This window comes from Paludibacter sp. 221 (assembly GCF_010501035.1).
Classification (GTDB): Bacteria; Bacteroidota; Bacteroidia; order Bacteroidales; family Paludibacteraceae; genus QVMH01.
Window position 1 is genome coordinate 1 of the sequence record NZ_QVMH01000040.1, and the last position, 11177, is coordinate 11177.

At 39.6% G+C, this 11177-nt stretch carries 13 protein-coding genes; 8 read left to right on the top strand and 5 right to left on the bottom strand.

Going from position 1 to position 11177, the window contains the following annotated elements; all coding sequences use genetic code 11:
* Positions 1-415: 415 nt before the first annotated feature.
* The 5 genes from D0T49_RS09335 (at position 416) to D0T49_RS09355 (ending at position 7899) form a co-directional block, all read left to right on the top strand.
* Positions 416-2701 carry a T9SS type A sorting domain-containing protein gene (locus D0T49_RS09335; protein WP_163630700.1) on the top strand — a complete coding sequence of 762 codons (2286 nt, stop codon included), beginning with the start codon at positions 416-418 and terminating at the stop codon, positions 2699-2701.
* 540 nt (positions 2702-3241) lie between these two features.
* Positions 3242-4228 (top strand): tRNA dihydrouridine synthase DusB, encoded by a 987-nt coding sequence (dusB, locus tag D0T49_RS09340; RefSeq protein ID WP_163630702.1) that lies wholly within the window; start codon positions 3242-3244, stop codon positions 4226-4228.
* Positions 4229-4391: 163 nt separating this feature from the next.
* Positions 4392-4760 (top strand): DUF5856 family protein, encoded by a 369-nt coding sequence (locus D0T49_RS09345; RefSeq protein ID WP_163630704.1) that lies wholly within the window; start codon positions 4392-4394, stop codon positions 4758-4760.
* 450 nt (positions 4761-5210) lie between these two features.
* Positions 5211-7238, top strand: a complete 2028-nt coding sequence (locus D0T49_RS09350) for a M13 family metallopeptidase (RefSeq protein WP_163630706.1) — start codon at positions 5211-5213, stop codon at positions 7236-7238.
* A gap of 103 nt (positions 7239-7341) precedes the next feature.
* Complete coding sequence (locus D0T49_RS09355) at positions 7342-7899, top strand: methylated-DNA--[protein]-cysteine S-methyltransferase (protein WP_163630708.1); 558 nt, start codon at positions 7342-7344, stop codon at positions 7897-7899.
* Between the two features lie 21 nt (positions 7900-7920).
* Here the strand turns inward: D0T49_RS09355 and D0T49_RS09360 are convergent, their stop codons facing one another.
* The 5 genes from D0T49_RS09360 to D0T49_RS09380 form a co-directional block, all read right to left on the bottom strand.
* The gene (locus D0T49_RS09360) at positions 7921-8109 is read right to left on the bottom strand and encodes a hypothetical protein (RefSeq protein ID WP_163630710.1); all 189 of its coding nucleotides are present in this window, start codon (positions 8107-8109) and stop codon (positions 7921-7923) included.
* 309 nt (positions 8110-8418) lie between these two features.
* Complete coding sequence (gene tsaE / locus D0T49_RS09365; protein ID WP_163630712.1) at positions 8419-8838, bottom strand: tRNA (adenosine(37)-N6)-threonylcarbamoyltransferase complex ATPase subunit type 1 TsaE; 420 nt, start codon at positions 8836-8838, stop codon at positions 8419-8421.
* Positions 8839-8858: 20 nt separating this feature from the next.
* Positions 8859-9125, bottom strand: coding sequence for a Txe/YoeB family addiction module toxin (locus D0T49_RS09370; protein ID WP_163630802.1), 267 nt, complete (start codon positions 9123-9125; stop codon positions 8859-8861).
* Positions 9125-9382 (bottom strand): type II toxin-antitoxin system Phd/YefM family antitoxin, encoded by a 258-nt coding sequence (locus D0T49_RS09375; protein ID WP_163630715.1) that lies wholly within the window; start codon positions 9380-9382, stop codon positions 9125-9127. Before D0T49_RS09375 ends, D0T49_RS09370 begins: the two co-directional genes overlap by 1 nt.
* 63 nt (positions 9383-9445) lie before the next feature.
* Positions 9446-10252: a rhamnogalacturonan acetylesterase gene (locus tag D0T49_RS09380; protein ID WP_163630717.1), complete on the bottom strand. Its 807-nt coding sequence runs from the start codon at positions 10250-10252 to the stop codon at positions 9446-9448.
* Positions 10253-10511: 259 nt separating this feature from the next.
* Here D0T49_RS09380 and D0T49_RS09385 point away from each other — a divergent pair, with 259 nt between their 5' ends.
* Genes D0T49_RS09385 through D0T49_RS09390 form a run of 3 tightly spaced genes read left to right on the top strand, consistent with a single transcriptional unit; the run spans position 10512 to position 11086 of the window.
* Positions 10512-10763 carry an ATP-binding protein gene (locus tag D0T49_RS09385; protein WP_163630719.1) on the top strand — a complete coding sequence of 84 codons (252 nt, stop codon included), beginning with the start codon at positions 10512-10514 and terminating at the stop codon, positions 10761-10763.
* A gap of 17 nt (positions 10764-10780) precedes the next feature.
* Positions 10781-10903 (top strand): hypothetical protein, encoded by a 123-nt coding sequence (locus D0T49_RS13135; protein WP_255495866.1) that lies wholly within the window; start codon positions 10781-10783, stop codon positions 10901-10903.
* A 12-nt stretch (positions 10904-10915) separates the two neighbouring features.
* Complete coding sequence (locus D0T49_RS09390; RefSeq protein WP_163630721.1) at positions 10916-11086, top strand: hypothetical protein; 171 nt, start codon at positions 10916-10918, stop codon at positions 11084-11086.
* Positions 11087-11177 lie beyond the last annotated feature (91 nt).

Genomic DNA, 11177 nt, shown 5'->3' on the forward strand with positions numbered 1-11177 from the left:
CTCTCTCTCTCTCTCTCTAACATAATAACGCTATTTACAAACATTTTAACGTTTGCAAAAGCATTTTTTTGAGGTGTTATTTGCTGAGAAAGATTCATTTTTTCAATTTTCATTCCTCAATTTTTACCCGAAGAATGTGGATGCAAATGTAAAGGCTTGATTTTTGAGATACAAATATTTAACAAGGAATAAGGGTTGCATGCGTTTCTGTACTATGCTTTTCTTTTTTCAAAACATTTTAAATATTATACTTCATAAAAGTACAAATTGAACAAAAACCCCTCAGGGTCTTAAAAAAGCAAACTGTCAATTTTACTACATACAAATGACAAAATTTACTCACTGCCTTGATGGCAATAATGTAATATTGCACAAGTAAAAAAACGGAATCTCTAAAATTAATCTTTAAAATAACATGAAACAAAAATTATTTCTATTGAGCTTCGCCCTGCTATTAATTACTTATGTAAGGGCAGAAAGCGTTGTAAGTATTATTGAAGCAAAAGGCTGGCTGGAATCGGCTTATGCAAAATGGGAAAATGTTGAAGAAACAGATAGCTTCCATGTATATTATAGTGGCGAAGGTATAACCGATAAAAAAATTGATAACCAACTCATACGCAAGTACCAAAACGACGACAAAAAATACTACTATCGTGCCGACGTATTAGGGCTTAAAGCCGGAACTTATACACTAAAAATTACACCCGTAATCGACAATAAAGAAGAAGAAAGCGCGCTTACCGGCAGTCTTACCGTAGTAGCACACGACCGCTCCGGATTTGCACATTCGCCCGGTTCGCCTAAAGGAACAGCATCGGGTGCGTACAATGACGATGGAACTCTGAAGGCAGGTGCTACGGTAATTTACGTAACTCCCAAAAACGCAAAAGACTTGGATATATATACCAATGTACTGAAACCGAGAGAAAAGAAAGACAACCCGCTCAATCCTGTAGCAATACGTTTTATCGGGGTTATCAAACAGGCTGATATGCCCAACGTTAATAGTGTGGGGCTGCTTCAGCTCAAGGGTAACAGCGCGTCTTACGAACAAAAAGTTACTTTCGAAGGTGTAGGCGACGATGCTTACTTGGAGTTTGGTTTGGATATAGTAAGATGTAGTAATGTAGAAATCAGAAATCTGGGATTCAAGAACTTTCAGGAAGATGGTGTTTCTATCCAGAGCAGCAATACCAATATCTGGCTGCACAACTGCGACTTTTTTTACGGACAGAACAAAGGCGGGGATAAAAAGAAAGGCGATGGAGCATCGGATATAAAAGACTCGCAATGGTGTACAGTTTCGTACAATCATTACTGGGATTCGGGCAAAGCCAACCTGTTTGGAAACAGCGAAGATACTATTGACTATATCTCTTATCACCACAATTTTCTGGATCATTCGGACTCGCGCCACCCACGTGTACGTTGCGCACAACGAGTGCACGTATACAACAACTATTTTCGTGGCATAGGCAAATACGGTGTGGGAGCAGCCCGCAAATCGAGCATATTCGTAGAAAGCAACTATTTTGAAAATAGCAAAAACCCTATGCTTAGTTCCAAGCAAGGAACTGATATACTGGATGGCGACGGAAGTGGAACTTTCTCGGGCGAAGATGGCGGTATTATCAAAGCCCACAATAATATAATGACAGGCTTGAGAGGCAGCTACAGAAAATGGCAGGCTTCGGGACAACAAAATACAGAGTTTGACGCCTACGAAGTAACAAACCGTACCGATAAAGTTCCAAATACAGTTACAGCTAAACAAGGCGGGCATGTTTATAGCAACTTCGACCAAAACTTAGGCTACAACGAATTTAAACTGGATACACCTGAACAGGCAAAAGCCAATGTAGAGAAATATGCCGGACGTGTAAACGGAGGCGATATGAAGATTGTTTTCGGAGCCAATGATTATCAGAAAACCGATGATCCGGATCCGGCCGTAAAATCAGTTATCGACAGCCATGTAAGCAATATTGTCGGTTTTGGGAATGGAGGAAATGGCGGTAACGGAGGCGATGATGGAGGCGATGGTGGCGATGGTGGAGGTACTCTCCCAAAAGATGGTTACCAATTTATCCCTGATAAATCGGTTAATACAAACAACTTTTTTTCCGCATCTACCAACACATCTGCCAATGGAGGAAATCAAGTTTTTGGCGACGTAACTTTAGCAAAAGGGCTGAAAATGGATAGCGGCGGTTCTGTTGAATTCACTACTACAACAAGCGATGCTGTTATGACCATCGGAATGATTGGAAAAGAGGACACAAGCTCGTTGAAATTAATGTTTGGTACAAGCGATACCGACAAGCTCGGAACTATCGGAAAGACATTCACCGAACAGGTTATAACACTGGACAACGCCGGAACATACAAAATAGTACGAAACCAAAAAGAAAGCTATATCTATTATATAGTTGTAAAAGAAAAAGGAGGAACAAGCAGCACCACAGATTTAAATAATTCAGGCGTAATTATTTATCCAAATCCGGTAATGGATAATCTGTACATCAATACCAACGAAACGATAAAAGGAATCGATATTTACGACAATACAGGACGGATGGTTTACCAAGTATCAGGCAATATACCGACAGTTGATATAGCCAATCTGAATGCAGGAATTTACTTTGTCAGAATAACAACCGATAAAGAAATTATCAGCCGGAAAATAATCAAGAAATAACCCTTCCGGCAAATCATACAAACAAGAAAAACCAGTCTTTGCGACTGGTTTTTCTGTTTATTATTCTGCAAGTAATTAGCTATTTATACCAATCAGTATACAGCAAGTTTTGATACGATTACCTTTCTGTTTTACAGGGTAATTCGCATCAAAATCTACTAAATTATGTTGATTCGGTACTTTAACCTACTTTGTAGCCGTTGGTAACTATTCCGCCTCATCTGGTGAGCGTTAAGAAATTCAGCGTAACGCAGCACTTTTCCCCTCTCCTCAAGGAGAGGGGGTAGGGGTGAGGTTGGAAAAAGTAAAAGCCCGTCCGGCTTAATGGCGAGAATACCGGAACTCTCCCTAAATCCCTCTCTCAAAGAGAGGGACTTGGAGGTTAATGAACGAAAGAGCAAAGCCTAACAAAACTGGTATTTTAAAATGTAATTTTGATGAGGTTGTCCTACTGTTTTTATATTCATTCTTCTTATTTCGCAAAATCTCTTTACTTTTGCAAAAAATAAAGTCCTTATTTCCGGCTCTTGATTCCCTTTTATGAAAATAGCTGATATTGAATTTCCCGAATACCCCATTTTCCTTGCTCCGATGGAGGATGTTACCGACCCTGCTTTTCGTTTGCTTTGTAAAAAGTTTGGGGCCGATATGGTATATACCGAATTTATCTCGGCCGATGCGCTGATACGGAATGTAAAGCGAACGGAACAGAAACTTAATATTTCAGACGAAGAACGCCCCGTAGTTATTCAGATTTACGGCAGGGAAGTAGATGCTATGGTGGAGGCTGCAAAAATAGCCGAGGAAGCCCGTCCGGAAATCATCGACCTGAATTTTGGCTGTCCGGTAAAGAAAGTTGCCGGAAAAGGAGCAGGAGCAGGCTTGTTGCGCGATATTCCTAAAATGCTTGAGATAACGCGGTCAGTAGCAAAAGCGGTTAATCTACCTGTTACGGTAAAAACCCGCTTGGGCTGGGACGATTCCAGTAAGGTTATTGTAGACTTGGCCGAGCAGTTACAGGATTGCGGTATTGCAGCTTTGGCTATTCATGGGCGTACCCGCTCGCAAATGTATAAGGGCGAGGCCGACTGGACACTAATTGGCGAGGTGAAAAACAATCCTCGTATGCATATTCCCATCATTGGCAATGGCGACGTAACCACGCCTGAGCGTGCAAAAGAGTGTTTTGATACATACGGAGTGGATGCGGTAATGGTAGGCAGGGCTTCAATAGGAAAGCCGTGGGTATTTGCCGAAATGAAACACTATCTACTTCATGGCGAACAATTTAAGTCATTAAGCTTTGATGAGCAGAAAGCCATTGTAAAACAACAGGTAATAGATTCGATAAACTGGCTGGAAGATGAGCGCAAAGGCATTCTTCATTCGCGCCGTCATCTGGCTGTTACTCCTGTATTTAAAGGGATTCCGCATTTTAAGGAAACGCGCATTGCCATGCTACGTACCGAAAAACTGGATGAACTGTTTCGCATCATCGACGGTGTAGAGGAAGAAAGTATTAATTAAACTACCACCTCCTTTTGGGGTGGTAGTTTAATAATAGCAACTATCCGCTTTATACTCCAAATTCTTTTGTTGCCAAAATAGAATATTTCTTTGTTTTGAACTTTTTCTTTCTATGCTTGTTTTAGTTGTAGAGATTACAATAATAAATATAAACCTTACAATTATGAAAACAAAAGAAATAGTAAATTATTTAGGAGAATTAGTATCATATCGCGATAGTTTGAAACTTTACCATTGGCACGTAACGGGTGCTGCCAGCTATGCTACACATATGGCACTAGATCAGGCTATTGATGAATTGAATGACCCGATTGATGCTTTGGTAGAAACAAGTTATGCTGTATACGGCGATTTAGAAATTACGATTCCTCAAACCAAACGCCCTTCGAACATTGTGAAGCATGTGGAAGACTTTTATGAAACGACCGAAAAAATACGTGATTCGTTTAAAGAAGGATTCAGCGGAGGTATTCTGGATGGTATTCAACAAGCTAACCAACAATTATTGTATCGTTTGAAACGTCTTAAATAAGACTCAAAAATAACATTTTTCTTAAACCATAACTATTTTGATAAAGCCCGGAATGACTACATTTCAGGCTTTTTTAATGAAATAAAACGGAGTTAGGAGTAAAAAACGAATACTCTCCCCCCCTCGCTGACGCAGATGTTTATCTGTGCCTTGCTCACAGAGCAAGAACTACTGCTTTTCCCAAAGCAGGACACGGACTACAAGTCCGCACCGGCAATGAACCTATGTGATGCACTTTTCCGTTCCGAAAAACCATACCTACCTCTCGTTACAAACGAGGGACAGGAAGAGCCGAACAAAAGAACTATGTGCCTCTATGTGTAAACTATCTGAACCTATGTGGCGTACTTGTTTTCCGTTCCCGAAAAAATCCGGAAATAACTGGCAATATCAACTGAAAATCATTTACCTTTGCTTTTTTAATAAATATTTTAAAAAGAGGAATATCTAATGAAAAAATTAATTTTACCAATTATTGCCTTAACGCTTATGACAACAGCATGCAATCCGAAAAAAGATACTCTGAAACCGGGTATAGATGTGAATAACTTGGATACAAGCATCTCTCCTAAAGTAGACTTCTACCAATACGCTTGTGGGGGATGGATGGAAAGAAATCCGCTGACGGGCGAGTATTCTCGCTTTGGATCGTTTGATAAACTGGCCGAAGATAACCGTGAACAACTGAAAGGGTTGATTGAAAATATAGCATCACAGCCGGCACAGCAGGGTACTATTGAACAGAAAATAGGAGATTTATATAATCTGGCTATGAACAGTGAAAAACTGAATGCGGATGGTTATGCTCCAATGTCGGCAGATTTACAAAAAATAGCTTCCGTAAAAAGTAAAAAAGATTTTTCCACTCTGATTCCCGAATTATTGCTTTGCGGCACTGATTCTTATTTTACGCTTTATGTGGATGCCGACCCCATGAACAGTTCACAATATCTGCTTCAGACTTATCAAAGCGGAATAAGCTTGGGCGAACGTGAATATTATCTGGATAAAGACGAGCATACAGCCAATATCCGCGAAGAATACAAAAAGCATGTAGTGAAAATGTTCGGATTAGCCGGATTTACTCCTGCACAGGCACAAAAAAATATGAAAGCCGTGATGAAAATTGAAACACGGTTGGCAACGGCTGCTTACGACAATGTGAAACTTCGCAACCCGTACGCAAACTATAATAAAATGACTATCGACGAGTTGCAAAAACTTGTTCCGGCTATCGACTGGAAAATGTACCTTTCGACCTTGGGATTGGGCGATGTGAAAGAAATAAGTGTTTCGCAAAAAGAATCGCTCGTTGAAGTTGGGAATATAATTAAGACCGAACCGTTGGAAAACCTGATAGCTTACACCCAATGGAAACTGATTGACGGTGCAGCCGGTTACCTGAGTGATGATATTTACGCACAGAACTTCGATTTTTACGGCAAAATCCTGTCGGGTAAGGAAGAACAGTCGCCACGTTGGAAACGTGCTGTAGGAGCCGTTAATGGCGTTCTGGGCGAGGCTGTAGGACAGATGTATGTGAAACGCTATTTTCCGCCTGCTGCTAAAGAGCGTATGCTCAATCTGGTTCACAATTTGCAAATAGCTTTGGGCGAACGCATCAGCGCATTGGATTGGATGGGTGACGAAACGAAGGAGAAAGCACATGAAAAACTGAATACTTTTCATGTGAAAATAGGTTACCCCGACAAATGGCGCGATTATTCGGGACTCGAAATAAAGAACGATTCGTATTACGAAAACGTGAAACGTGCCAATCGGTTCGAGTATGCTTATATGTTTGCCAAAGCAGGTAAAGAAGTAGATAAGGACGAATGGCTGATGACCCCACAAACAGTGAATGCTTATTACAATCCTACTACCAACGAAATCTGTTTCCCTGCCGGAATACTACAATATCCGTTTTTCGATATGGAGGCTGATGATGCTTTCAACTATGGTGCAATAGGGGTGGTGATAGGACACGAAATGACACACGGATTTGACGACCAGGGACGCCAGTTTGATAAAGACGGAAACCTGAAAGAATGGTGGACAGCGGATGATGCAAAGCGTTTTGAGGAGCGTGCACAGGTAATGGTCGATTTCTTCGATGCTATCGAAGTGGCTCCCGGAGTGCATGCCAATGGTAAGTTTACTTTGGGAGAAAACATTGCCGATTATGGTGGTTTACAGGTGTCTTTTCAGGCATTTCGCAATGCTACCAAAGATGCTCCTTTGGCGGCTAAAGATGGCTTTACTCCTGAGCAACGTTTCTTCCTGGCTTATTCTACTGTATGGGCTGGCAATATCCGCCCTGAGGAGATACTGGTACGCACCAAGTCCGACCCTCACTCGTTGGGCAAATGGCGTGTGAATGGGGCTTTGCCACACATTCAGGCATGGTATGATGCCTTTGATGTGAAAGAGGGCGACCCCATGTTTGTACCTGTAGAAAAACGTGTTCATATTTGGTAGTTAACTGACTTATTTATATTGTAATACAAAGACGGTAAAATGCAAAAATGAATTGGCTTCGCGTTTTACCGTCTTTGCGTACAAATAGATTTTAAAAATGCTTATGAAAACTGATATTGGGAAGTCTCCGTCGAAAGGTTCGGTGGTGATTTATCAAACAAAAATACAAACTCCTCTTGGCATAATGTATGCTTGTGCTACCGGCAAGGGTATTTGCCTGCTTGAGTTTGATAACCGTAAAAATATTGATTCGCAGTTTCGGAAATTGGCAAAATCTTTAGGCGGAACTATTGCCGATGGAGAAAGCGTTTATTTTCAGCAGTTAAAAAACGAGTTAGAAGAATACTTCGGCAAAAAAAGAAAAATTTTCACTGTTCCGCTGGATTTGGTTGGGACTGATTTTCAGAAAGAGGTGTGGTCAGCGCTGCTGAAAATTCCACAGGGCGAAACCGTTTCGTACAAACAGTTGGCTACGAGGATAGGCGATACTAAAGCAGTGAGGGCTGTAGCCAATGCCAATGCGATGAACAAGATAGCAATTATAGTTCCTTGTCACCGAATTATTGGGTCGGATAATTCCCTCACAGGATATGCCGGAGGGCTCGACCGAAAAATGAAATTATTGAACTTAGAAGGGATTCATCGGGATTTGTTCTCTTGAATACTTATAGATGAAAAAAAATTAAGGTAGATCATTATTTTGGTCTACCTTATTCTTTTTACGGCTGTAAATTTTCTTCGAAGGGATTATTTTGTTGAAATTTAATGGCTTGCCATAAGTTTTAATCTCTTCCTCACGGCTTTGTTTTCGTGAAGCCTTTACAGCCTGAATCACGATTTTTTGGTTTTTTGATTTTTTCTTTTGTTTCATAATGTTTTAGTTGACGAGTAGACAAGTAAACGAGTAAACAAGTGTTGTTACATTAGGTATATTGGCATATCTTGGTTCTTGATTCTTTTTTTGACGCATAGGTTCAGTTAGTTCCTTTATTTGTCGCAAGTCTGTGACTTGTGACTATGTTTTTCGCAGTTTAAAACTGCGCTTGTTTTCGGCACAAGTTACGCTGAGCTAAACTTGCGCCAGTGAGAGAGAGTTAATTGTTAATGTTTAATTATTAGTTATTAGTTAGTTACGAGTACTCAATCTTTTATCTTGATTCTTGGCTCTTGGCTCTTGATTCTAAGGACATATTCTGACAACTCTTTTTCCGTTCTCTGTTTCTTTTATATTTACATTTACAAGCGAGTCGGGCAGGAGTGGGGCTATGTTTTCGGCCCATTCTATAAAACAGAGATTGCCGCTATACAGGTACTCTTCTGCTCCCAAATCCAGTGCCTCCTGTATTTTGTTTATCCGGTAACAGTCGAAGTGGTAGATAATTTCTCCATCTTCGGTTTCATATTCGTTCACAATAGAGAAGGTAGGGCTATTTACCGACTCCTGCACTCCGAAAACGTCGCAAATGGCTTTGATGAAAGTAGTTTTTCCGGCTCCCATGCTTCCGTTGAATGCAAAAACAGTTCTGTCTCCGATTTGTTCAATAAATTTTTTTGCACTATCGTGTATTGTGTCTAATGATGGAATCTCTATTGTGGTCATTTAGTTTTTTTCTGTAAAAATTATTTTTTTGAACAATGGTATCGCATGGCGAGAATATAAACTTCGATATATTCTTCGTTCACAGAATAAATAATACGGTGTTCGGAATCAATTCTCCTCGACCATTTCCCTGAAAGTTCGGGCCTTAATTTTTCGGGCTTACCTATTCCTGTAAACGGGTGCTCGGCAATATCTACGAGCAGCCGCTTAATTCTTTTAAGTACAACAGGATTATTTTTCCAATATTCATAGTCTTCTATTGCTTGAGGAGAAAAAACAATTTGCATCATAATTCATCCAAATTGATTCTGATTCCTTTTCCGTTATGAACCTCTTTTTCTGCCTCACGTAAACGGTTCATCATTTCGGGCGATGAAGTGATATACTCAGTTTCTTTCATCGAGTTGTATTCATCTAAAGAAATGACAACAACGCTATTACTCTCGCCCGAACGGTGAATAATCAACGGTTCTTTATCATTGACCACACTATCGAGGTATGTTTTCAGATTATTTCTTAAATCGGAATAATTAGCAATTTTCATAATGATTACCTTAATAATAAGTACAAATATAAGTACTTAAATTGGTACTTAAAAATGAATTAATCATTTTTTCAGATATTTTGTCAACCCTTCTATCTGTTGTTTCTTAATATCTTCTACAAAAAATCCTGCTGCTTTTTCCGCTCCTGCTTGTACAAAATGGGTATTGTCTGTTAGCCCGTTCGGATAAATTTTATTAACTCCCGCAGGGATATTCATAAAAAACCGGGCCGAGTTTTCTTCGCCTGTTTCATTCAGCCATTCGCTCGTGTACTTGTACATATCTACCAACGGCACGTTTTTTTCTGTTGCTACTTCAGCCACCAAATCGGTATAAATACCATGTGTGTTTACTATTTCCCCATCTTTGTATTTGCGGCGTGCTACAGGAGTGCAAAGAATAGGATTTCCGCCTTTTGCACGTGTTTCGTCAACAAATTTAATCAGGTTATTCTTATAATCGCCCGGCGAGGTATAACGGTCTTTCTTGGCTTCAGACGAATCGTTGTGCCCGAATTGGATAATCACATAATCGCCTTGCTTTACATTGCTTGCGATAGAATCCCACAGCCCCTCGGAAATGAATGTACGTGTGCTTCGCCCGTTTTTAGCGTAATTTTGGATGACTACCTTATCCGTGAAAAATTGGGGCAATACCATTCCCCAGCCTCTTTCGGGGAAGTCTTCCTGTATCTCTTTGCCGGTAACGGAATCGGTCACTGTTTTGTACAACACTTTGTTGGCCATAGTAGAGTCACCCGCCATAAAAATATGTAAAGGACGTTTTTCCGTATTACATGAGAATGAGATTAACGCTGTAAGTACAAGCATTACGACTGATTTGATTTTTTTCTTTTTATTGAAACGCATATTCTAAGTGTTTTGTTATTATTTTTTCCAAACACGGAGGCACTAAGCCACAGTATATTCTTCATACAAAAGTAATAAAGTAAATAAAATAGGAGGGGTAAATATTTTGTTTTTGAGTGGGTTATTTTGTTTTAATGACAAAAAAATGAAAATATTTTGCATGTCCTTAAAATATTTTTCGTCGCCGTTCGTCTACATAAATAGAAGGAGGCCTCAAAAAAACAAATTGTAAAGAATAAATTTAAAGATAAATAAAGAAATGTTCGGAAGAAAAATAACAGGAGTTTCGGTTAATGTATCGACAGAGCTTTGTACCGGTTGCGGGTTATGTGTCGAAAGATGCCGCCGTAAGGCAATGGGACTTGTTAAGTTGAGGGATGAAACCTACGCTATGCTTGTCAATCCGGAGAATTGTACAGGCTGTGGAAAGTGCGAGCGTAGTTGTAAATCCAATGCTATAGAAATCAGAACTGAAACATCGGGATATGAAGAAGCTGTTTGGGAATTTTAAAAAAAGGTAATAAAGCTATGGAAAGTATTTTAATAGGTATTATAGGTATTTTTGTTGTAGGATGTGTTGTTTACGAAATATATCGTATGATTAAGGGCGATTCAGACTCGGTGAAAGAATCGCATGTCAAACACAATTAAAATTAATGTATTATGCAACAATCGGTTGTTATATTATTAGGTATCTTTGCTTTTGGGTTTGCCGTTTGGCGTACATATAAACTGTTCACCGACTTCGACTCGTTCGAAATTCGCGATGACAAAAGCATTGAAAAAGAAAGTGAAGAAAAAAATGAAGTAATTATTAGAGATTATATTCAATAAAAAGTTACAGTTTTAATTATCAGTACTTTATATTGATTGATGTATTAAAATTCAAATATATGCACTCCGTTAGGAGTGGAAGTTTGGTAAA

What these genes read in the sequence shown, in the direction of transcription:
- D0T49_RS09335 (WP_163630700.1), top strand. Translation starts at nt 416, where the DNA reads ATGAAACAAAAATTATTTCTATTGAGCTTCGCCCTGCTATTAATTACT.
- dusB (WP_163630702.1), top strand. Translation starts at nt 3,242, where the DNA reads ATGAAAATAGCTGATATTGAATTTCCCGAATACCCCATTTTCCTTGCT.
- D0T49_RS09345 (WP_163630704.1), top strand. Translation starts at nt 4,392, where the DNA reads ATGAAAACAAAAGAAATAGTAAATTATTTAGGAGAATTAGTATCATAT.
- D0T49_RS09350 (WP_163630706.1), top strand. Translation starts at nt 5,211, where the DNA reads ATGAAAAAATTAATTTTACCAATTATTGCCTTAACGCTTATGACAACA.
- D0T49_RS09355 (WP_163630708.1), top strand. Translation starts at nt 7,342, where the DNA reads ATGAAAACTGATATTGGGAAGTCTCCGTCGAAAGGTTCGGTGGTGATT.
- D0T49_RS09360 (WP_163630710.1), bottom strand. Translation starts at nt 8,109, where the DNA reads ATGAAACAAAAGAAAAAATCAAAAAACCAAAAAATCGTGATTCAGGCT.
- tsaE (WP_163630712.1), bottom strand. Translation starts at nt 8,838, where the DNA reads ATGACCACAATAGAGATTCCATCATTAGACACAATACACGATAGTGCA.
- D0T49_RS09370 (WP_163630802.1), bottom strand. Translation starts at nt 9,125, where the DNA reads ATGCAAATTGTTTTTTCTCCTCAAGCAATAGAAGACTATGAATATTGG.
- D0T49_RS09375 (WP_163630715.1), bottom strand. Translation starts at nt 9,382, where the DNA reads ATGAAAATTGCTAATTATTCCGATTTAAGAAATAATCTGAAAACATAC.
- D0T49_RS09380 (WP_163630717.1), bottom strand. Translation starts at nt 10,252, where the DNA reads ATGCGTTTCAATAAAAAGAAAAAAATCAAATCAGTCGTAATGCTTGTA.
- D0T49_RS09385 (WP_163630719.1), top strand. Translation starts at nt 10,512, where the DNA reads ATGTTCGGAAGAAAAATAACAGGAGTTTCGGTTAATGTATCGACAGAG.
- D0T49_RS13135 (WP_255495866.1), top strand. Translation starts at nt 10,781, where the DNA reads ATGGAAAGTATTTTAATAGGTATTATAGGTATTTTTGTTGTAGGATGT.
- D0T49_RS09390 (WP_163630721.1), top strand. Translation starts at nt 10,916, where the DNA reads ATGCAACAATCGGTTGTTATATTATTAGGTATCTTTGCTTTTGGGTTT.